Here is a 21,172-nt window from a genome sequence, read left to right as displayed (position 1 = left end):
TCCGGATACGTTCAGGGCACCTGCGAACAATGTTCCCGCCCTCGGTGCGCGAATTCCAGAATTCGAACATTTTCAAACCTCCCTACGCCTATCGCCGTCCCGCCCGCGTGCATAAACTCGTGGCAACCACGTTCTGGTCGGTTCCGGAGAGGGGCGGCGTTGAAAGCAGGCATTGCACGCGAGGCGCTCGACGGCGAGCGGCGGGTGGCGGCCACCCCGGAAACCGTCAAACAACTGACGGGGCTGGGACTTGACGTCGAGATCGAGTCAGGTGCCGGCGTCGCCTCCGGCCACAGCGACGCCGACTACCAAAACGCCGGTGCCGCCGTCGTCCCTTCCCTGGACCTCGGCACGCTCGACATCTACTGCCACGTTCGTCCCATGGATCCGACGACGGCGGGAGCCCTACGCCGGGGCGCCGTCACCGTGGGGCTGGGGTCGCCGTCGTCGGAGTTGCCCACCGTCCGCGCGCTCGCCCAAGGTGGCATCACGTCGTTCGCGCTTGAGCTGGTGCCCCGCATTTCCCGGGCACAGTCGATGGATGCGCTGACCTCGCAGGCCCTCGTTGCCGGCTACCGTTGTGTTCTCGAAGCAGCAATGCGCCTGCCCCGGTTCTTTCCCCTGTACATGACCGCCGCGGGGACCATCCCGCCGGCCCGCGTGCTCGTTTTGGGCGCAGGTGTGGCCGGGCTGCAGGCGATCGGCACGGCCAAGCGCCTTGGGGCCCGCGTCTCGGCCAACGACATCAGACCAGCCTCGGCCGACGAGGTCGCGTCAATGGGTGGCACCTTCATCAAACTCGACCTCGAAACCGCCGAGGCCTCGGGAGGATACGCCCGCGAGCTCAGTGCCGATCGGGGTGCGCTGCAGCGGGCCCTCCTCGCCCCGCACGTTGCCCAAGCAGACGTCCTCATCACCACCGCGGCAGTTCCCGGCAGGCGTGCGCCGCTGCTGGTGAGTCGCGAAATGGTGCAGGGCATGCGCGCCGGGTCCGTGGTAGTGGACCTCGCGGCGGAGTCCGGCGGCAACGTGGAGGGCGTCATTCCCGGGCAGGACCAGCACATCCCCACCGCTGACGGCCAGGGCACCATCACGCTGGTCGGCCTCAAGGATCCCGCGTCCGCCATGCCCGCCGATGCCTCCCGTCTCTTCGCCAAGAACGTCTCCAACCTGCTTGCGCTCATCACGAAGGACGGGGTGGTCGCCCTTGATTTCGACGACGAAGTGGTGTCAGGCACCTGCTTGACGCACGACGGCGTCATCCGGCACGCGCCCACGGCGGAAGCTCTCGCGGCGCTCGCCGGGGAGACGGCCGGGGAAGTACATGGATCGGAAGGAGCACACTGATGGATGGCCTGAGCTTGCTGACGATCACAGTGCTGGCGGTTTTCGTGGGATTCGAGGTGGTCTCCAAGGTCTCCAGCACCCTGCACACGCCTCTGATGTCCGGGGCCAACGCCATCCACGGCATCATCCTGGTGGGCGCGATCATCGTGGCGGGACAGGCGGCTGACATCTGGGTCCTGGTTATCGCGCTCCTGGCCGTGGTCCTCGCGACGGCCAACCTCGTCGGTGGCTTCGTGGTGACAGACCGCATGCTGGAGATGTTCCACGGAAGGCGGCGACCGCCGTCGGACGTTAACCCGGTGGGGAAGGCAGGCCGGGCAGCAGAGGGACGCCGACCGTGACGCTCATGAACCCGACGTGGACCGCCCTCCTGTACCTCGGGGCGGCGGTGTGTTTCATCCTCGCGCTGAAGGGGCTCAGCTCGCCGAAGACCGCACGCCGCGGCAACCTGATTGGCGCGTTCGGGGCGCTGGTGGCTGTACTGACAGTCTTCCTGTCCGTGAAGCTGGACAACATTCCGTGGATCCTCGGGGCGATCGTGGTGGGCTCCGGGATCGCAGCACCGGTGGCACGACGTGTGCAAATGACCCAGATGCCGCAGCTTGTTGCCTTGTTCAACGGCGTCGGCGGCGGTGCGGCCGCATTGGTTGCCCTGCTTGAGCTGCCCCACACGGAGGACCCGTGGGTGCGCCTGGCCATTGTGTTCACGTTGCTGGTTGGCGCGGTGTCGTTCGCCGGCTCGGCTGTCACTTTTGGCAAGCTGCAGGGGATCATGACCACGCGGCCTGTCACCTTTCCGGGGCTTCCGGTGCTGATGGCTGTGGTGTTACTGGCGGCTGTTGCTGCTGGTGTGGTGGTTATTGCCAGCGGGGCGCCAGGCTGGGCTTGGGTGTTGCTGCTGCTGGGACTCGTGGCTGGTGTCCTTCTGGTCCTTCCGGTGGGCGGCGCCGACGTGCCGATCGTGATTTCGCTGCTCAACGCTTTTACCGGCTTGGCCGTGGCCGCTTCGGGCCTGGTGCTGGGGAACGTGCTGTTGGTGGTCGCCGGAACGTTGGTGGGCGCCTCGGGCACCATCCTCACCCGGGCCATGGCTGCGGCCATGGGCCGCAGCGTTGCCGGCATCCTGTTTGGCGCCTTCAAGGGAGGTTCGACGGCAGGATCCACCGCAGTGAGCGAGCGTCCAGTGCGCTCGTCGAGCGCAGAGGACGTGGCAGTGCTCCTTGGCTATGCACAACGGGTGATCATCGTGCCCGGCTACGGACTGGCCGTGGCGCAGGGGCAGCACACGGCAGCAGAGCTTGCGTTGGCGTTGGAATCCCGCGGAACTGAAGTGGATTTCGCCATCCATCCCGTGGCCGGACGCATGCCGGGGCATATGAACGTGCTGCTGGCGGAGGCGAACGTGCCATACGAGTCGCTGAAGGAGATGGGCGACATCAACTCCGAATTCAAGACCGCCGACGTCGCCCTGGTGGTGGGCGCCAACGATGTGGTGAATCCCGCGGCCAAGACCACTTCGGGCTCGCCCATCTACGGGATGCCCATCCTGGAGGTCGCCGATGCCCGGCAAGTGGTGTTCCTCAAGCGTTCCATGCGCCCCGGCTTCGCCGGCATTGAGAACGATCTCCTGTACGAACCCCAAACGACGTTGTTGTTCGGCGATGCCAAGGACTCCCTGACCAAGGTGCTTGGCGCGGTGAAGGCGCTGTGAAGCCTATTAAGTTGTGGACATAAATTAAATAAGTGGGGGAATCGCGTCAGAATTTCCGCGTTGGCGGCACACCTTCTGTAAAGGGTTTTGTAGACGCGAGGAGTGATCCGTTGCAAGAGGGTGGGAACAATTCGCTGTTCGGGGCGCGTTTTGACCGGGCTGTCGGAAAACGGGTGTCCGACTGGAAGTTGCTCGCGGGCCAAACTGTCCAGATCCTTCGGGGAAAGGAAATCGTGGACGAAGGCATCGTGGATGCAGTGACCTTTGATGGCAATGTCCTGTGGCTTCGGCAGAAAGGGCCCATCGGCCGCCGGATGGTCCTGAAGGAGCGGGGCACGGGCATCAGGGTGCGGCTCCTCAAATAGGGCTGGGCTACTGCTTCCTGCGGCGCCGACGCTTTCGGAGTGGTGGGCCATCGGCATATGGTGAAAGGTGAGAAGCATCCTGTCCTTTTACCAATGCACTCCGAATCGAGGGTTGAGAAATGGCCGTGAAACTCAACAAGAAGGCATTCGAGAACGCAAAGCACCTCATCCGCGACGGCAAGGCTGTCAAGGACGAACGTGATGACTGGAGCGAGCACGCACCCTCCACCAAGGAGGAGAACGCCTTCCTGGACAAGCACGATTTCGTTGACTACGGCAAGTGGTACCTCGGCGTCGACGACGACCACCCCGACGACCAAAAGGGCCACTACAAGTTCCCGATCGGCGATTTCACGAAGATCCACCGCTGTGGAGTCATCTCTGCGGAAAGCCGCGCCGGCCAGAACGACTACGACGACATCCGGGACGCCCTGGGCAAGCTCCTCGAGCTGATCGACAAGGACTGAGACGATCCCGAAGGAGTTGCCCGAGGGCCGCCCTGACGCCCTATGCCAGCAGCCGGCCCCACTTCGGGTCCAGCAGCGGTGCCCCGGCCAGCTTCAGGGCATGCCAGAGGGTGACCGCCACGGAATCGAGAACGGGTACTCCGGTGCGGGCCTCCACCTCCGCCGTGATGTTGGCGCCGTACAGGTTGGTGCAGAGGTACACCAAGGCATCCGGATGCGATGCGGCCAGTTCGAGGGAGCCGGGCAGCATCTCCTGGTCCGTCACCCGGGCAAAAGATTCGTTGTCGCTGAGATCCAGATGCCTGTGGTCTATGGTTTTGATGCCCTCTCGGGCGTAGGAAGCGATCACGGCGTCGTTCACGTCCGCCGTGTACGGGGTGAAGAGCCCAATCCGCTCGGTGCTGAACGCCTCAAATGCGGCCAGATAGGCCAGAGTCGAGGTGGTGGCGGGGATGCCGGTGGCTTCGGTGATCTCGCGGACGATCGCGTGGTCGTGTTCAGCTCCAAGCCAGGAACCCGAGGTCCCGTTCCAAGCGATGACATCCACATTCGCGGTGGCGAGGAGTTCCGCGGCGTCGCGCATCACGGTGGCATCGAATTGCTTGTCCGAGGAATCATCCAGGGCAATGCGGGTGACGGGAATGCGCGTGGAGTGGACGGTGACGTCCCGGCGCTCGCCGAGAATCCGGTACGTCTGCGGTTCAAGGCAGGTGTTGGAGGACGGCACAATCATGCCGATGCGGGTGGGTCGGTCAAGGGTAGGCATGAGGACTCCTTAGACAGAAGCGGAAATGGGCACGGACAGGGCATCGCGGTGCTCGGTGAAACCGTTCCGCGCGACGAAACGGCCCACGGGGCCGGGATCGTGGAAGCCCTCGGTATCGAGGACCACGCGTCCGGCGGAGACCACGACGGCGGGCCAACCGTTCAGCGTTTCTCCTTCGAAAGGTGAGAAATCAGTCCCCATGTGCAGCGCACCGCCGTCGACGGTTCGCTGTGCGGCGGGATCGAAGATCACCAGGTCCGCGTCGAAGCCCTCCACGATTGCGCCCTTGGAAGGGAGCGCGTTGATGCGGGCGGGGCCCGCCGAGAAGACCTCAACGAAGTCCTCCACGGAGCCACCGGCCTCGGTGACCAGGGCAGTGAACGTGACAGGCATGCGGGTCTCGACGCCGGGCAGGCCGTGGGGCATGAAGCGGATGTCGTCGGTGCGTTCCCGCTTCTGGGAGAGGTCGTAGCAGGAGTGGTCCGAGGAAACGGTGTGGATGGCGCCCGCTGAGAGGCGTTCCTTCAACGCAGCTACAGTTTCGGCGCTGCGCATGGGTGGGCAGCAGGCATACCATTCAGGGAAAGTCGAGCCGTAGACCGTGTCGTCCAGGGTCAGGTAGTGCGGGCACGTTTCGGAATACGCCTCCATTCCCCGCGTTCGGGCCTCGCTGACCAGATCCACCGCGCCGGGTGTGGACTGGTGCACGAAGTACACAGGAGCTCCCGTGTACTCGGCCATGGCCAAGGTTTCCTTCACGGAAATCTCCTCGGCGAGCTCGGGCCGCGTGCGGTGCAGATGCTCGATACCGATCAGTCCGTCCGCGGCGTGCTCTTCCGTGCAGTCGGTGATAATGGCGTCGTGCTCGGCGTGGATGTAGGTCAGGCCGTCCAGCCGCACCATCTCACGCATCACCTTCAGGATGGTGTCGTTGTCCGCCATGGTCGATCCGCGGTTGGTGGTGTACATCTTCACTGACCGGATACCCTCGGCAGCCAACTGTTCCAATTGCCACGGCACGGTCTCGTCCCACGAGATCACCGAGCCGTGCAGGGCAACATCGCAGCGGGATTCCGCGGCGAGGCGCTTCTTGTTGAGGGCTGCATCCAACGGGGTTTCCTGGGCATCGCGTGGGATGCCGAAGTCGATGATGGTGGTGGTTCCGCCCCACAAAGCAGCTGTGGAGGAGATGTTGTAATCGTCCAGCGTTCGGAAACGGCCGGTTACCTGGGCTACATGGCAGTGTCCGTCCACGCCACCGGGGATGACCAGCATGCCGGCAGCGTCAATGGTCCGGCTTGCGGCGGGTACGGGCTCGGCGGCGTCGATCAGCGCGGTGACTTTGCCGGCGTCGACGACGACATGGGCGGCCTGCCGCCCGAAGCTGTTCACCACCGTGCCGTTGGCGATCACGAGGTCTGGGAGTTGGGACATCATCGTCCTTCTTTCTGGAGAGTCTTAGGCCGTGGGGGAGAGCTGGGCCGACTGCGCGGCCGTCAGTGCGGCGTCGAGGTTGGCGGAAAGGCCGCGTCGGGTCTTCACCGGCGGAGCCGCGAACGAACCACCACGGTGGACGCCGGACTTAAGCGACACCACGGCTTCGGCCATGCGCACACCGGCGGAGATACCGTCCACAACGGGCACGGGGATCTGGCCTTCAAGCTCACGGGCCAGCCCCGCGAGCGGCGCACCGGCCAGGATCACGACGTCGGCGCCGTCCTCTGCGACGGCCTGCCGGCTCAGTGCCAGGAGGGTTTCCTTGAAGTCTGCCTGGACCGAGCCGATGGAATTGAGGGACTGATTGATGGAACGGATGGACGCGAGGCGGCCGCCGAAGCCGAAGCGCTCCACGCAATCGCGGTACCAGGCCTGGATGCGGTCCGAGATGGCGATGATGGAGAAGCGCTGGCCCTGCAACGCGGCTGCGCACAGGGCGGCCTCGGTGATCCCGATGATCGGCACGTCCACGAGTTCCTTCAGCGCGGGCATGCCCGGGTCGCCGAAGGCTGCCACCACTATGCCGTCCACGGCGGGACCGGCGCTGGGCTCACCAAGGGCCGTGCCGCCGTCGTGCGCGTATTCGGCGATCAGCTCCGCAACCGCACCCGCGGCGATGAGTGACTCGAAGCGCGTCTCGATGTACTCGACGCCGTGCCCGGCGGTCCGGACGATCAGCTCGGTGTCCGCACTGGCGGAACGGAGGGCTTCGGCTTCGATGAGCGCCGTGACGTCGTCGCTGATGTTGGGGTTGATGACCAGGAGTTTCATGGTTTCTTCCGTAGCTGGGGCTCCGTGGCGCTGTAGTCCTCGGGAAACTGGTCGCGGTACTTGCCAACGTGTGACGCCGACTGGGCGGCAGCGCGGTCGGCGTCACCGCTGGCGATCGCTGCGTAGAGTTCGCGGTGTTCGCGGATCAGTTCGGGGAGGTCGCTGACGTGGCGGAACAGCCAGTGCATGCGGCCTTGGAGGGGTTCGAGCGCGGAGCGGAGAAAATCGTTGTTGGCGATGCCGGTGATGGCATCGTGGAATTCGCTGTTGGCGCGGTGGGCTTCCAGGACCGAGCCCTTGGCGAGGAAGTGCTCGGCCTGGTCCAGCAGCCCGGAAAGGTGTTGGAGGTCCTCCGGCATGGCGCGCTTCGCGGCGAGCCGGCAGGCCAGGACTTCCAGGGATTGGCGGACATCGAACAAGTCCTCCACATCCTTGGGGCTCAGGCCGCTCACTTCGGTGCCCCGTCCCGAGCGGTCCCGGATGAGCCCTTCCTGCCGGAGCATCCGGAGGGCTTCGCGGATAGGCAGTCGGGAAACGTTGAACTCGGCGGCGAGGTCCCGCTCCACCAGCCGGGTGCCGGGCGCATAGTGGCCTTCGAAGATCCGGGTACGGAGCGTGTCACGCACGGATTCCCGAAGGGGGCGGTCCGTGGTGTTCGTGTCTTCTGCGGTCAGCATGTCAGCTCCATTTCCGTGATGTGTAAGGCGATGCGCCCGGCCCGGTGGTGTCCGGCGTTGGGTGGTTCAGGACCCTCGGCCGGCCCGGTGAGTGCGAGTCAGACCGGGAGCCGCTTGTTGTAATCCAGGGCCAGGACGGAGACGCCCATGACTACCGCGGACCCAACAAAGTAGATCAATGCCCAGGTGTAGGAGCCGGTTGCCCCGACAATCAGGCCTACCACAATCGGGGTGATGAACCCGGCAATGTTGCCGCTGAAGTTCATTGCCCCACCGAGGACGCCGGCGTTGGTGCGGCCGCCCAGGATGGACGGGATGGACCAGAACAGGCCGACCCAGCGGAGGAAGAACAGGACTACCGAAAGAAGCACGACGGCGGTGATCGGGTCTGCGACGACGGTAACGCCAACCAGTCCGCCCACTACTACGACGCTGGAAATGCCCAGCAGGGTACGCATGACCTTGTTGGCCGAAGCGCCGGCGGCACGCCACTTGTCCGCAATGGTTCCACCGAGGATTTCCCCGACGAACCCGGCGCCGAAGATCACGAACGTGGACCAGCCGATGGTCTTCAGGTCGAAACCCTTTGCCTGTGCAAGGTAGAGCGGGCCCCACGTCAGCAGGCCGTAGAACACTCCGTTGAAGCCGAGCCAGCCAAAGCACATGGCCCAGAAGGAGCGGAATTTCAGGTAGGGCAGGAGTGCGCGCTTGCCCTGGGCGCCTTCGCGGGCGGCTTCTGCGTCTTCCTCGGCGTGGGAAGCTTCGATGTACTCCGCTTCGGCGTCGTTGACGCCCTTGTGCTGGCGGGGATTGTCGCGGATGTACCACCAGACGGCCAGGCCCATGAGGATGGTGGCTGCGCCGGCGATGATGAACGACATCCGCCAGCTTCCGGTGGAAGCGATCAACCAGGTGATGAGGATGCCGCCAAGGCCTGCGCCGAGGGGAGCGCCTGCGTCAAGGATCGTGGCGCCGCGGCCCCGCTCCTTCTTGTGCATCCAGATGGCGTTGAGCTTGCCGCCGGCGGGCATGACGCCAGCTTCAGTGACGCCGATGCCCAGGCGGGCGATGAACATGCTCAGGAAGCCTCCGGCGAAACCGGAGGCGGCCGTGGCCGCGCCCCAGCCGATGCAGGACGCCGTGACCACCTTGCGGGGGCCGAACTTGTCGATCAGCCAGCCGACAGGGATCTGCATGAGGGCGTAGGTCCAAAAGAAGGCAGAAAGGAGCAGGCCGACGAGTTCGGGAGCCAGGTTGAATTCTTTTTGGATGATGGGCAGGGCTACGGAGATGGAACCGCGGTCGATGTAATTGACGGCGACCAGGACCAACAACAGGATGAAGAGCTTCCAGCGGACGTTCGTGCGTCGCTGCACGCCGTCCTTGCCGGGCTTTTGTTCGTTGTCCTGGGTTGCCACTTGGGTGTTTTCGAGAGACACAGCTTCTCCTTCAGTAGGAGTCAACGGGTGGGAATGTCTTTGGGGCTTTTTGGGGCTTTTGGGGGGATGAGCCGGGCGGGATACCGCTGCAGCCTGACCCGTGCCGGCGGCAACTGTTGCGGTCCCTGCCCGTTGATTGAGCCGGGCCGCAGCCGGTGCTGGATCTTTTGGGATCCCGTTTTGGGATCCCAAAATCAAAGGTAGATGTGACGGGCGGCACTGTCAAGGGGTTTGGTATACAGATCGTCTCAGCAGAATGTGACCGAGGCGGGCTTAAGAACCTGTTGCTGAGCACTTGAGACCTCTCGACAGGGCCTTGGCATGGGAAAACCCGACCATCCCGCGAAGGGAAGGCCGGGTTTTGCACGAGATTCCGGAAGGAGTGAGTCGCGGCTTGGGATACCGCTAGCCCGTGGCGGACCTTCCGACCGCCGGGTTGTATGCCAAAATCTCAGCCAGTTCGGCCAATCTGTGGGCCCTTGCCGACTCCGCCGGGGTGAACGGCTCGCCGGGCCGGGAGAACAAGAGCGGGCCATGCCAGGCGGTAGGAATCTTCAGGATGTCTGCGGAACGTCCGACGGCGGTGCCAGCCCCGGGTGCCGGGTGTTCAGTACCTGTGGGGACCACTTTGGCGGACAGGAGTTCGGCGACGGCCAATGGCAGTTCCTGCGGATTCCCGGCAATCCGGGCCGCGAGGCTGAGGGCTTTGGTTTGCCCGTCCGCCATGGCCAGCGCAGTGGTGGGCCAGACGTGGGACTCGCGCCCGCCGCCGTCGTGCATTGCCTGAAGCAGTTCCTGCTCGGTGAGGTGCCCCGGCGCGGACAGGACGAACTCATCCATCACGCTGCCGGGGAGTCCCGCCCCATCCATGGGGTGGACGTGGATGCTCAGAATGTTCGTGTCCAGCTTGGCGAGGGACTGGGTGATCTTTTGCAGCGAACCCGGTTGGTCGCGCAGCAGGGTACGGGCACGCCAGAGAGCGGGTGCTGTCTGCAGCCTGCGGCGGTGTTTGAGCGCCGGGGCATGCAGCCAACGCCGCAATACTTTGGCGGCAGACGGCTCGGCCACCCAGATCACCAGGACAGTCGCGGTGACGGTCAGGAGCAAGACCTTGGTCACATAGGGCAGATGGGTCTCCACCACCGCCGCGTGTACCAGCAGCTCAATGGGCAGCATGACGGCGATGTTGGCCAGGGTGAGCCGGGCCTTGGGAGGTTCAGGCAGCTGGCCGCAGACCTCGCACAGGAGGTCGGCCGTGACGGGAGAGCTCGCGTTGGGCTTCATGGACCCATGCTGCCGCGCAGGTGTTTCGTCTGCGTTGCTCCTGCGTCACGGTCTCGCGGCGGGTGCTGCCTAGCGGATCGGGTCCTCGTCCAGGTCGCGGTTGCCGCCACGGGCTGCTGCGGCGTCCTTGAGGAGGTCGCGGATCTCGGCCAAGAGGGCGGTGTCCGCCGGAATCGGCTCTTCCTCGGGCTCTGCGGTGGCCAGTCGGTCCTTGACCATGGAGTTGATCTTGTTCATGGGCGCCACGAAGATGAAGTAGACAACGGCGGCGGTGATCAGGAAGGTCACCATGGCGGTCAGCACGGCGCCGATGTTGACGAACGTGGCCTCTTTGTCCGGCCAGATCCGGAAGCCCAGTCCGTCCGCGTTGACGCCACCGGCCGCGGCGATCACCGGATTGATGATGTTGTTGGTGAAAGCGGCTACCAGTGCCGTGAAGGCACTGCCGATGACGACCGCGATGGCCAGTTCGATCACGTTGCCGCGGAGAATGAAGTCCTTGAAACCCTTAAACATGGAGTGTCCTCTGGTCGGTACGGGGCGTATGGCTCGAGCAGAGTTCAAACTACCATTCCCGCGTATCAGCGGGTTGTCACGTCGGTTGCCGCTGTGATCGCCTGGGCAGCTGACGACGGCGGCCCAGCCACCTTTCGGCGGCGCCCATGACTTTGGTGACCAGCGCCCAATAGCCGATGCCCGCTGCAAGCGATGCCGCAACGGCCAGGCCGAGGGCGGCGTCCGGTGCCGACCCGGGCTTGCCCTCGACGATCAGCGGATAGACGAGCCAGTGCGTCACGTAGATGTACAGGGAGGAACTGGCCAGCAGTGCCGTCAGCCGATGCAAACCCCGTGGCACAGGCAGCGTGGCTACCCATAGAAGCACGAGGAAGCCAACCAGGACTGTCGCGCTGCGTGGCTCGCTGGTGAAGAACCCGGGGATGGTCAGGAAGGCTGCCACTGTGGTGGCCGCACGTTGCCACCATGTCCTGGACAACGCGGCCACCCAGCCGAGCGCGAAGAGCCACAGCACCGGACCTTGGCCGGGATACGGCAGCTCAACGATGTCGAAGCGTTGCAGCAGGTCCGCGCCCCCGAGTGCCAGGGGGAGCAGCCAGGGCCACCGTCGCTGGGCCCTGTCCAACGCCGGAATGGCCAGGAGGGCAGCCATGCCCAGGAGGATGTGAACAAGGATTTCGATGAACCAGAACCGTGACATGTCGGTCCAACCCTGCGGACCCACCAACGTGTTGAGCAGGAAAATGTTGTGCCAGCCGTAATCGTCCGTCACCGCGAAGGCCACGCTGATCACCACGATGCTGGGCAACGCGATGCGCGCGACGGCTTTGAGATGGCGCGTCAGCCGCTCCCGGCACGAACCCGCCAACTGGAAACGGGCAAAGTTGTAGCCGGCCACGGCGATCAGGACATGCGCGGTCCCTTCCCACCGGAACAATCCAACGTGGGAGGAGACGATGAAGATGATGGCGACGGCGCGAAGGACGATTCCTGTTTCCAGGCGGGCCGTGAGCTTTTTGGGACGCCGTTTTCGTCCGGTGCCGGTTGAAGCCTGGGGTTCCTTGACGCCGGACCCGGCATTGGGCTTTTTCTTTGGGTGCACGCCGTTCGTTCCGGCGGCACCACTGCGTTCGCGTTCGACGGCGGGCGTCAGTTCGCAGACGGGCATCAGGTGCCATCCGTGGGGAAGGTAGCCGAGTGCACGCTCCAGCCTGACCGAGGCGGCGACGTAGGACAGTGAGTCTCCGCCCAGGGAAACGAAAGTGTCCGTATCCGCCACGTCGTCCCGTTCCAGGACGTCGATGAAGATCCTGCGCGCATCGTCCGGCGACTCTGCGGCGGAAGGTCCGGGGCCGCCGTCGTACTTCTCCGCAATCGGGGTGGTCGCTCCCGGAGGCGCGTAGGCATCCGCCGGGGCGAGGGCGAGAATGGCCTGGTAGTCCGTTTTTCCGTTGGCCAGGCGGGGGATCGTTTCTACGCGGCACAGCGTCAGGGCCGACCTTGGGACGCCGAGATCGTGCGCGAGCGCTTTGGTCAGGAGCGGGAGCTCGTGGTTACCTTCGACGGCGGCGACGAGTCCGACGTCGGTCCCGGCCACGGCCGCTGTCACGCCGAGATCCTGAAGGATCTGCTCGACCTGGCCCAGGTCGATCCGAAGCCCCACGATCTTGACGAAGCGGCTGCGCCGGCCAACGATTTCGTAGAGCCCGCTTGGTCCGATCCGGGCGAGGTCGCCTGTGCGCAGCTCGGTGATGTCCCGGCCCCGGGCGAGGTCCGCCGGGTGTTCGGCGTAGCCCAGCATGACGTTTGGCCCGGAGAAGACCAGCTCGCAATCGTCCAGTCCAGGAACAGGTTCCAGCCGGAAGGATCCCCCGGGAATGGGGACGCCGATGGCATGGGGATGCTCCTCGGCCTCGTCCGGCGGGAGGTACGCCATCCGGGCCGTCGCTTCGGTTTGGCCGTACATGACGAAGAGGTCCCAGCCTTGTTCCTGTCCGAGCTGGGCGTAGCTGCGTACCCGTTCAGGCGCCAAACGCCCTCCGGCCTGGGTGATGTACCGCAGGCTGGGCAGGTCCATGCGGTCGAAGCCCACACGCTCCAGAAGATCGAAGGTGTAGGGAACCGCGGCGAACGAAGTCACGGATTCGCGCCGCATCAGATCCCAAAAACACGGATCCACCACGGACAGATCGGTGAGCGCTATCGACGCCCCCACCAGGAGATGGCTGTGCACGACGCTCATGCCGTAGCAGTAGGACAACGGAAGCGTCGTTGCTGCCCTGTCTTCCGGGCGGAGGTGCAGGTACTGGGCGATGGCGGCCGCGTTGGCCTGGATCGACCCTGCCGAGATGCGGACCAGTTTCGGGGCACCCGTTGAACCGGAAGTGCTCAGCAACAGGGCGAGGTCAGGATGGAGTTCGTGGCCGCTGCGCTCCCGGCGCACGTCCAGCGAGACGCCTCCATCCACCGAACGTGCCACAATGTCCGGCTCATAGGCCGAGATCAGCGCTTCCGCGGCCTGCCCGCCCCCGGAAGGAAGGACCAGCAACGGTTGTCCGGATGCCAGTGCTGCAAGGTACACGGTGAGGGAAGGCAACGTGTTTTCCGCTTCGAGGGCGATAAGGCGCCGGCCGTCGCCAAAGGACCTGGCCATCTCCTCGACACGGGCCGCCAACTGCGCGTAGGTCACTGTTTCGGCTGCCAGGCGTACTGCGGGCCGGTCTCCAAACGATGCCAATCGGGCGGCAAAGGCTACTCCGGCCACATCGGACTGAATACTCACCCGGAAAAGTTAGAAGGTATGGCTAACCTAACTCAAATGGATTTGCGCGGGGGACCGGAACATGACGTTGGCGTGATGTGAGCGGGGGATCGGGAATTGGCGGTGGGATGTGAGCGAGGGATCGGGAATGGGCGGTGGGATGTGAGAGAGCGATTGGTATCAGCAGACGCTCGCTCACATCCCACCCGTTTTTTCGGGACCCTCGCTCACATCCCACCCGTTTTTTCGGGACCCTCGCCACGGGTTCGAATTTAGCCGCTGAGGCGAGCGAACGACGTCGGCACCCGGGTGGGTGCCGACGTCGCGGTTTTTGGGAAGGTTGTTCGCGCTTCTGCGCCGAAGCGTCAGAGCGCAGCGGCCTCAAGATCGAGACTGGCCGGCGCCGCCGTCTTCCCGCGGTTGACCATGAGTGCCAGCAGGTCGAAAACAACGGTGGCGGCGGCCACGCTGGTGATGTCGGCGTGATCGTAGGCAGGGGCGACCTCTACTACGTCCGCTCCCACGATGTTGATACCATCCAGGCCGCGGAGCAGGGCGAGAAGCTCGCGTGAATGCAGGCCGCCCATCTCCGGAGTTCCAGTGCCGGGTGCATAGGAAGGATCGAGGACATCGATGTCGATGGAAACGTAGACGGGCGTGTCGCCAAGGCGTTCCTTGACCCGCTCAATGGCGGCCGGCACGCCGATGACGTCCAGGTCCGAGCAGCGGATGATCTGGAAGCCGAACTCGTGGTCCCGGAGGAAATCGTTGCGGTCATAGACAGGTCCGCGGATACCAACGTGCATCGACTTGTCCTCCACAAGAAGGCCTTCTTCAAAGGCGCGGCGGAAGATGGTCCCGTGCGTGATCGGCTGGTCGAAGTACGTGTCCCAGGTGTCCAGGTGGGCGTCGAAATGCAGGAGCGCGACCGGCCCGTGGACCTTGTTCAGTGCCCGCAGCATCGGCAGGGCAACGGTGTGGTCGCCGCCGATGGATACCAAGCGCTTCGATTCGCTGATGAGGGGCAGGGCCTGTTCCTCAATTTCGCGGACGGCGCGGGTGATGTCGTAAGGGGTGCAAGCGATGTCGCCTGCGTCAACAACCTGGGCTTCGTACACGGGCTCGACGTCGAGCTCCGGGTGGTAGCCCGGGCGCAGGAGCCGCGATGCCTCGCGGACCGCGGCAGGACCAAAACGCGCCCCGGGCCGGAAGGAGGTGCCGCCGTCGAACGGCACACCCACAACGGCGATGTCGTAGTCCGGAACGCGGTCGATCTGGGGGAGTCGGGCGAAGGTGCCGAGGCCGGCGTAACGGGGAACCTTGGTTGCGTCGACGGGGCCGATGGGCTGGTGCGTGGTCATGAGAGGGATCCTTCGTTGATCTTGCTGTCATTGGACGTGCTGGGCTGGTGTTCGGTGGTGAGCTCCGAAAGGGACTTGTTTGCCGTTTCGGGAGCCAGGAGGAAGGTGGCGATGAGCCCGATCAGCGAAATGACCGCGCCGATGAGAAGCGATCCGGCCGCGCCAAACGACACGATCGCCAATGGCATCAGGTAAGTGCTTGCCGCCGATCCCACCCTGCTGATGGCGGTGCCGAAGCCGACGGCCGTGGCGCGGACTTCCGTGGGGAAGAGCTCGTTGGGGTAGACGACTTCAAGGAAACTCGATGCTCCGGACGCCAGGGCAAAGACGGCCAGGGCAATAAAGAGCGGTGCGGCTTCCACATTGGGGATGAAAGCCGGAATGGCTAAGGCAACAACAATGATCCCGAACGTCCACAAAAGCAGCTTTCGGCGCCCGATCTTCTCCACAAGCCAGAGTCCGGGAATGCCGCCGACAACAAACAGCATGGAGATCAGGAATGAGCCACCGTAGAGGTTGGCGTCGCCATGCATGCCAAACGAGGTCAGCAGGTCCGGGGCGAAAGTGTAGACGGCAAACAACGGAATGACCTGTGCTGTCCAAAAGATGGAGACGAACAGGGTCCGCTTCCAGAACTGACCTCGGAAAATATCCAGGAAGCTGCCTTGCTTCAAGGGTCCCTCGCTGTCGGAAGAGATATCAGCCAGTCCATACTGAGGGCCGTAAACCTTCTTGAGGACGGCATCGGCCTCATCGCGGCGCCCTCGTGATAGCAACCACCGTGGAGACTCAGGCGTGCCGAGCCGGCAGAGCAGCGTGATGATGGCGAAGACAGCCGGGCTGGCAACCATGAAGCGCCAGGCCTCCGGTCCCGCATCGCGCAACAAGTAGCCGACGGCGTAAGCCGCCGCGGCACCTATGGCCCACACCACGAACGTGGCACCGAGCAGGCGTCCGCGATGTTTTTTGGGAAGGAACTCGGCCAGGAGCGAGGTAGCGATGGGGTAGTCGGCGCCGATGGCCATGCCCAGGAAGAGCCTGCACAAGACCACTTGCCACATGTCGGTGGCAAAGCCGTTCAGGACGGAAAACACCGCAAGCGCAATGAGGTCCGCGATGTACATCTTGTGGCGGCCGATCCTGTCGGTCAGCCAACCAAAGATGGCACCGCCGAAAAAGATGCCCACCAGGCTTGCCGCACCCACCAGGCCAATTTCAGCGGGGGTCATCTCCAGTCCGGGGGCCATGGTGATGAGTGCGATGCCAATGATGGACAGCGCGTAGCCGTCGATGAACGGACCGCCGGACGCGAAGAACGTCAATTTCTTGTGGAACCGGGTTAGTGGGGCGTCATCAATGAGGTTGCTGGTTGCGCTCATTGCCAACCCTCTCTCGTGAATGCTCGTCTTTGAGCGGTGAAGTAAGTAGTTCCAGTTTTGGTGATACAGCTCACCGGGTATACTCATCCATTGTTTACATCTGACGAAGTCACCTAGACAAATGTCTAAGATCAAGACAGGACGCAGAAATGGCCATCACCGTCGCCGAACTCGTGGCTGAGCCGCAGCTCGGACTCACGCTCCTGGCCGGATCTGCGGGCACCGGCAACCGCATCACCTGGGCCCACACCTCTGACCTCCCGCGGCTGTGGGAGTGGGTCACCGGCGGGGAACTCATGATGACCAACGGCCTCTCCATTCCAGCGGATTCGGACGGACAGGTGGAGCTTGCTGAGGCCCTGGTGGACGCCGGTGCCAGTGCGTTGGCGATCGGCGAGAAGATGCACGCGCCTCCACTGACAGCTGAGTTCCTGGCTGCTTGTGAGCGGCTGGCCCTGCCCCTGATCAACATTCCCTACCCGCTGCCGTTCATCGCCATTGCGCGGTCCGTGGCCGAGTCGTCGCTGCTCGAAGAATCCCGCCGTCTCCGCCAGACAGCCCGCGTCTACGACCTCCTGCGCACCGCCGGCGCGTCCGAGGATCACTGGCAAAGTCTGGTCCTTCGGCTCGCTACCGAACTGGATTCGGAGCTGTTCGTGGTGGACCGCCGCTGCCTGCACCCGTGGCATCCGGAGGGCCATCCCCTGCCGGAGTTCCTTGTGGAGGAATGGTCGCCGCAACCGGGCCGCGTATCCGTGGCGGGCAAGAACTTCCAGTGGCACCGGATCCGTGGCCGGCACGTGCTGACCATGGACATTCCCACCCACGCGAATGCGCTCCTCGTAGTGCTGCCCGGCAGCGAACCGCACCCTGACGCCGTCGTACTTCTGCATGCCGCAACCGTGCTGGGACTGCAGTTGGCGCGCATCGTACTCTCGCTCGAAGGGCGGCACCGGCTCGCCGGCGAGTTCCTGCTGCAGGCCCTCGATGGGCGGCTCGGAACGGGCGAGATCGAGCGGCGGTTGACGGCTTTCGAGGTGCCTCCCCAGGAGTTTGTGGTCGCCTCGATGTTGGCGGACGACGGCGGCAGGCTGGCCAACGTGCACGTCGAACTCTGGCGGCATGGCGTTCCGGCGGCCTCCCTGCGGCGGAACGACCGGCTTCATGTGGTGGTCGCCGCGGACGTCGCGGATGATCTCCTGGTCCACTGCGCCGGGTCTGAAAGCGTCATCGGCGTCAGTTCAGCGGCCTCCGTCGCGGGACTCCAACAGGCCCTTCAAGAATCGTTGTGGGCGCTGGGTTCGGCGCGTGCCAACAAGCTGGGGCTGGCCCGCTACGCCGAGGGTCCCAGCTGGCTTGGACTGACGGGATTCGAGGAAGGAACCGCGTTGGTGCAGCGTCTCCTGGGGCCGGTTTTTGCGTACGAGCAACGCCAGGACGGCGACCTGACGGTCACATTAAAAACCTATTTGGACTCGCAGCGGTCGTGGCAAAAAACCGCGTCCGCGCTGTTCACGCACCGGCAAACCATCATCTACAGAATCCGGAAAATCGGCGAACTGACGGGGCTGGACATGGGTGAAACGTCCACCTTGGCGCAGCTCTGGCTGGCCTTGCAGATCCACGAGGCGATGCGCGGTTGAGCCGTGTGGAAAACAACCGCCTTGCGCTTTTTCGAAATGACCCGCTATGGTGTGAAGCGTGTCACTGACGTGGCGCAAACGCTTTTGATCTGCGGCGGGAGAGTCCTGCCGGGTACATCCAGTCAGGCGCCGTAGGAGCAAATCCTCCCCAGGAATCTCTCAGGCCCATGTACCGCCGCGGCGAGGCAACTCTGGAAAGCAGCCCGGGCAACCGGGCTCACCGACGGTGCAAGTGGGCAACCAAGTCCACGGAATCTCTCAGGTCCAATACAGAGCGGGGAGGAACCCATATTCAACGTGGCGTCTGTGGGACGCCTGAATCCTGGAGTTCCTCTTGACTGTTCAATCCTCCCCAACCGCTTTCGCGGACCGGCATATCGGCGCCCGCCGCCAGGCCGATGTTGACACCATGCTCAAGGCGATCGGCTACGACTCGGTTGATGGCCTGGTGGATGTCGCCGTCCCCGATTCCATCCGCCAGTCCTCGCCCCTGAGCCTGCAAAAGGCGCTGAGCGAGACGCAGGTCCTGGCCGAGCTCCGCAAGCTCGCGGCGAAGAACAAGACCGCCGTGCAGATGATCGGCCAGGGCTACTACGACACCATCACCCCGCCGGTCATCCGCCGCAACATCCTTGAATCCCCGGCCTGGTACACCGCCTACACGCCGTACCAGCCGGAGATTTCCCAGGGCCGCCTTGAGGCGCTCCTGAACTTCCAGACCATGGTCCAGGACCTCACCGGGCTCCCGATCGCCAACGCTTCCCTGCTGGATGAAGCCACCGCCGTGGCCGAAGCCGTGTTGCTGATGCGCCGGGCCAACAAAGCTGTGAAGGACGGCAAGACCGTCCTGGACGCCGACCTCCTCCCGCAGACCATCGCGATCGTGAAGGGCCGCGCCGAGGCGCTCGGTTTCGAGGTCCTCGTTGCGGACCTTTCGGCCGGATTGCCCGACGGCGACATTAACGGCGTCGTCCTGCAGCAGCCGGGCGTTTCGGGCCGGGTCTTCAACCACGCTCCCGTGATCGCTGAGGCAAAGGAACGCGGTGCACTTGTCACCGTCGCGGCCGATCTGCTGGCGCTCTCCCTCATCACGCCCCCGGGCGAACAAGGTGCCGACATCGCCGTCGGAACTGCGCAGCGCTTCGGTGTTCCGCTGTTCTTCGGTGGCCCGCATGCCGCTTACATGGCGGTCCGGAACGGTATGGAGCGCACGCTTCCCGGCCGCATCGTGGGCGTGTCCAAGGACAACGCGGGCGTTCCCGCCTACCGCCTCGCCCTGCAGACCCGCGAGCAGCACATCCGCCGCGAGAAGGCCACGTCCAACATCTGCACGGCGCAGGCATTGCTGGCCATCGTTGCCTCGATGTACGCCGTGTACCACGGCCCGGACGGCCTGAAGGCGATTGCCGAAACTGTCCACGGCCACGCCCGCGTGCTGGCTACTGCCTTGCAGAAGGCAGGCCGCGAACTCGTCGCAGACTCCTTCTTCGATACCCTCACCGTCCGCGTTCCGGGCAAGGCCTCAAAGGTGATCGGCGCGGCCGAAGCGCGCGGCATCAACCTCCGCTACATCGATGAGGACACCGTAGGCGTCTCCGTCGATGAAACCACGACGCCGGAGGTCCTCTCCGCTGTCGCCGTCGCCTTTGGTGCGGGTCCCGTAGGGGACGCCGCCGGGTTCGAGCTGGCTTCCGACGTAGTCCGAACCTCCGATTTCCTGCAGCACCCGGTGTTCAACACCCACCGCTCCGAGACGCAGCTGTTGCGCTATATCCGCAAGCTGTCCGACCGTGACCTCGCGCTGGACCGCACCATGATCCCGTTGGGCTCCTGCACCATGAAGCTCAATGCCACGGCTGAAATGGAGGCTATCTCCTGGCCGGAGTTCGCCTCGATCCACCCGTTCGCGCCGGATCACCAAACTGAAGGTTGGCGTGAGCTGATCTCCGGTCTGGAAGCCGATCTGACCGAGATCACGGGCTACGACCAGGTCTCCATCCAGCCGAACGCCGGTTCCCAGGGTGAGCTGGCAGGCTTGCTCGCGATCCGCGGATACCACCTGTCCCGCGGCGATGACCAGCGCAACGTGTGCCTGATCCCGGCTTCGGCGCATGGCACCAATGCTGCCTCGGCTGTGCTGGCAGGCATGAAGGTTGTCGTGGTGGCTACGGCTGCCGACGGAACCATTGACCACGCTGACCTTGCCGCGAAGATCGAAGCCAACCGCGATGTGCTCTCGGCCATCATGATCACGTACCCGTCCACGCACGGTGTGTACGACGCCGACGTCGTTGAGGTGTGCGACGCCGTTCACGAGGCCGGTGGCCAGGTGTATGTGGACGGTGCCAACCTCAACGCGCTGGTTGGTTTGGCCCAGCCGGGCAAGTTCGGCGGCGACGTCTCGCACCTGAACCTGCACAAGACCTTCTGCATCCCGCACGGTGGCGGCGGACCGGGTGTCGGCCCCGTTGCTGCGAAGGCCCACCTGGCTCCGTTCATGCCGGGTGACGCGAACAATGCTTCCTCCTCGGAGGGCGGCGTGGCCATCTCCGCATCCCGTTTCGGTTCCGCCGGCGTGCTCCCGATTTCCTGGGCCTACGTGAAGCTCATGGGCGGCGAAGGGCTGACCGAGGCCACCAAGTCGGCATTGCTGGCCGCCAACTACGTTGCTTCCCGCCTGGATGAGCACTTCCCTATCCTCTACACGGGCGAAGGTGGACTCGTGGCGCACGAGTGCATCCTGGACCTCCGTGAGCTGACCGCGCGTACGGGGGTCACGGCCGAGGATGTGGCAAAGCGCCTGATCGACTTCGGCTTCCACGCCCCGACGCTGGCGTTCCCGGTTGCCGGCACCCTCATGGTGGAGCCCACCGAATCCGAGGACCTCGCCGAGATCGACCGCTTCATCGAGGCCATGATCACCATCCGCGCCGAGATCGAGCAGGTAGCTGCCGGTGACTTCTCCGTGGAGAACTCTCCGCTTCGCAACGCGCCCCACACGGCAGCCGCCGTCGTGAGTTCCGCCTGGGAGCGCGACTACCCGCGAGAGCAGGCCGCCTTCCCGGTGCCGAGCCTCAAACAGGACAAATACTTCCCGCCGGTCGGCCGGATTGACGGTGCTGCGGGCGACCGCAACCTGGTCTGCTCCTGCCCTCCGATCGAAGACTTCGAGAACTAAAGGACCCTGT

17 protein-coding genes and 1 riboswitch are annotated in these 21,172 nt (G+C 64.5%); of the genes, 7 read left to right on the top strand and 10 right to left on the bottom strand.

Annotation, left to right across the window (positions count from 1 at the left end; all coding sequences use genetic code 11):
* Nucleotides 1–159 precede the first annotated feature (159 nt).
* From N5P29_RS19985 to N5P29_RS19965, 5 genes are all read left to right on the top strand, one after another.
* Complete coding sequence (locus N5P29_RS19985; RefSeq protein WP_262276512.1) at nt 160–1,347, top strand: Re/Si-specific NAD(P)(+) transhydrogenase subunit alpha; 1,188 nt, start codon at nt 160–162, stop codon at nt 1,345–1,347.
* Entirely contained in the window at nt 1,347–1,688 is a 342-nt protein-coding gene (locus N5P29_RS19980) for an NAD(P) transhydrogenase subunit alpha part 2 (protein WP_262276511.1), read from the top strand. The genes N5P29_RS19985 and N5P29_RS19980 overlap by 1 nt, the downstream gene beginning before the upstream one ends.
* 5 nt (nt 1,689–1,693) lie before the next feature.
* Entirely contained in the window at nt 1,694–3,058 is a 1,365-nt protein-coding gene (locus N5P29_RS19975; protein WP_410007932.1) for an NAD(P)(+) transhydrogenase (Re/Si-specific) subunit beta, read from the top strand.
* A gap of 173 nt (nt 3,059–3,231) precedes the next feature.
* Nucleotides 3,232–3,423 carry a hypothetical protein gene (locus N5P29_RS19970; RefSeq protein WP_262276509.1) on the top strand — a complete coding sequence of 64 codons (192 nt, stop codon included), beginning with the start codon at nt 3,232–3,234 and terminating at the stop codon, nt 3,421–3,423.
* A 119-nt stretch (nt 3,424–3,542) separates the two neighbouring features.
* Nucleotides 3,543–3,890 carry a hypothetical protein gene (locus N5P29_RS19965; RefSeq protein WP_262276508.1) on the top strand — a complete coding sequence of 116 codons (348 nt, stop codon included), beginning with the start codon at nt 3,543–3,545 and terminating at the stop codon, nt 3,888–3,890.
* A 40-nt stretch (nt 3,891–3,930) separates the two neighbouring features.
* Here the strand turns inward: N5P29_RS19965 and N5P29_RS19960 are convergent, their stop codons facing one another.
* From N5P29_RS19960 to N5P29_RS19915, 10 genes are all read right to left on the bottom strand, one after another.
* Entirely contained in the window at nt 3,931–4,656 is a 726-nt protein-coding gene (locus N5P29_RS19960) for a maleate cis-trans isomerase family protein (RefSeq protein ID WP_262276507.1), read from the bottom strand.
* Nucleotides 4,657–4,665: 9 nt separating this feature from the next.
* Nucleotides 4,666–6,093, bottom strand: a complete 1,428-nt coding sequence (locus N5P29_RS19955; protein WP_262276506.1) for an amidohydrolase family protein — start codon at nt 6,091–6,093, stop codon at nt 4,666–4,668.
* A 21-nt stretch (nt 6,094–6,114) separates the two neighbouring features.
* Nucleotides 6,115–6,924, bottom strand: coding sequence for an aspartate/glutamate racemase family protein (locus tag N5P29_RS19950; RefSeq protein WP_262276505.1), 810 nt, complete (start codon nt 6,922–6,924; stop codon nt 6,115–6,117).
* Complete coding sequence (locus tag N5P29_RS19945) at nt 6,921–7,601, bottom strand: GntR family transcriptional regulator (protein WP_262276504.1); 681 nt, start codon at nt 7,599–7,601, stop codon at nt 6,921–6,923. Before N5P29_RS19945 ends, N5P29_RS19950 begins: the two co-directional genes overlap by 4 nt.
* A gap of 98 nt (nt 7,602–7,699) precedes the next feature.
* Nucleotides 7,700–9,040, bottom strand: a complete 1,341-nt coding sequence (locus N5P29_RS19940) for an MFS transporter (protein WP_262276503.1) — start codon at nt 9,038–9,040, stop codon at nt 7,700–7,702.
* Nucleotides 9,041–9,445: 405 nt separating this feature from the next.
* The gene (locus N5P29_RS19935; RefSeq protein ID WP_262276502.1) at nt 9,446–10,324 is read right to left on the bottom strand and encodes an amino acid-binding protein; all 879 of its coding nucleotides are present in this window, start codon (nt 10,322–10,324) and stop codon (nt 9,446–9,448) included.
* Nucleotides 10,325–10,393: 69 nt separating this feature from the next.
* Nucleotides 10,394–10,840: a large conductance mechanosensitive channel protein MscL gene (gene mscL, locus N5P29_RS19930; protein WP_262276501.1), complete on the bottom strand. Its 447-nt coding sequence runs from the start codon at nt 10,838–10,840 to the stop codon at nt 10,394–10,396.
* A gap of 76 nt (nt 10,841–10,916) precedes the next feature.
* On the bottom strand, nt 10,917–13,622 hold the full coding sequence (locus N5P29_RS19925; protein ID WP_262276500.1) for an AMP-binding protein: 2,706 nt from the start codon (nt 13,620–13,622) through the stop codon (nt 10,917–10,919).
* A 344-nt stretch (nt 13,623–13,966) separates the two neighbouring features.
* A complete protein-coding gene (gene speB / locus N5P29_RS19920) occupies nt 13,967–14,962 on the bottom strand; it encodes an agmatinase (RefSeq protein WP_262276499.1) in 996 nt (331 codons plus the stop codon).
* Complete coding sequence (locus N5P29_RS19915; RefSeq protein ID WP_262276498.1) at nt 14,959–16,341, bottom strand: MFS transporter; 1,383 nt, start codon at nt 16,339–16,341, stop codon at nt 14,959–14,961. Before N5P29_RS19915 ends, speB begins: the two co-directional genes overlap by 4 nt.
* Before the next feature lie 149 nt (nt 16,342–16,490).
* Here N5P29_RS19915 and N5P29_RS19910 point away from each other — a divergent pair, with 149 nt between their 5' ends.
* Together N5P29_RS19910 and gcvP are read left to right on the top strand one after the other, a co-directional pair.
* On the top strand, nt 16,491–17,984 hold the full coding sequence (locus tag N5P29_RS19910) for a PucR family transcriptional regulator (RefSeq protein WP_262276497.1): 1,494 nt from the start codon (nt 16,491–16,493) through the stop codon (nt 17,982–17,984).
* Nucleotides 17,985–18,069: 85 nt separating this feature from the next.
* A riboswitch (glycine riboswitch) is annotated at nt 18,070–18,169 on the top strand.
* Nucleotides 18,170–18,318: 149 nt separating this feature from the next.
* Nucleotides 18,319–21,162 (top strand): aminomethyl-transferring glycine dehydrogenase, encoded by a 2,844-nt coding sequence (gene gcvP / locus N5P29_RS19905; protein WP_262276496.1) that lies wholly within the window; start codon nt 18,319–18,321, stop codon nt 21,160–21,162.
* The last annotated feature ends 10 nt before the right edge of the window (nt 21,163–21,172 follow it).

This window comes from Paenarthrobacter sp. JL.01a, from assembly GCF_025452095.1.
Lineage (GTDB): Bacteria > Actinomycetota > Actinomycetes > Actinomycetales > Micrococcaceae > Arthrobacter.
This window is presented reverse-complemented; position numbering and strand designations above follow the sequence as displayed.

Excerpts from the sequence above, each read along its gene's own strand:
- mscL (WP_262276501.1), bottom strand. The coding sequence starts at position 10,840 with ATGTTTAAGGGTTTCAAGGACTTCATTCTCCGCGGCAACGTGATCGAA.
- N5P29_RS19960 (WP_262276507.1), bottom strand. The coding sequence starts at position 4,656 with ATGCCTACCCTTGACCGACCCACCCGCATCGGCATGATTGTGCCGTCC.
- N5P29_RS19945 (WP_262276504.1), bottom strand. The coding sequence starts at position 7,601 with ATGCTGACCGCAGAAGACACGAACACCACGGACCGCCCCCTTCGGGAA.
- N5P29_RS19980 (WP_262276511.1), top strand. The coding sequence starts at position 1,347 with ATGGATGGCCTGAGCTTGCTGACGATCACAGTGCTGGCGGTTTTCGTG.
- N5P29_RS19935 (WP_262276502.1), bottom strand. The coding sequence starts at position 10,324 with ATGAAGCCCAACGCGAGCTCTCCCGTCACGGCCGACCTCCTGTGCGAG.
- N5P29_RS19910 (WP_262276497.1), top strand. The coding sequence starts at position 16,491 with ATGGCCATCACCGTCGCCGAACTCGTGGCTGAGCCGCAGCTCGGACTC.
- N5P29_RS19955 (WP_262276506.1), bottom strand. The coding sequence starts at position 6,093 with ATGATGTCCCAACTCCCAGACCTCGTGATCGCCAACGGCACGGTGGTG.
- N5P29_RS19950 (WP_262276505.1), bottom strand. The coding sequence starts at position 6,924 with ATGAAACTCCTGGTCATCAACCCCAACATCAGCGACGACGTCACGGCG.
- N5P29_RS19975 (WP_410007932.1), top strand. The coding sequence starts at position 1,694 with ATGAACCCGACGTGGACCGCCCTCCTGTACCTCGGGGCGGCGGTGTGT.
- speB (WP_262276499.1), bottom strand. The coding sequence starts at position 14,962 with ATGACCACGCACCAGCCCATCGGCCCCGTCGACGCAACCAAGGTTCCC.
- N5P29_RS19965 (WP_262276508.1), top strand. The coding sequence starts at position 3,543 with ATGGCCGTGAAACTCAACAAGAAGGCATTCGAGAACGCAAAGCACCTC.
- N5P29_RS19915 (WP_262276498.1), bottom strand. The coding sequence starts at position 16,341 with ATGAGCGCAACCAGCAACCTCATTGATGACGCCCCACTAACCCGGTTC.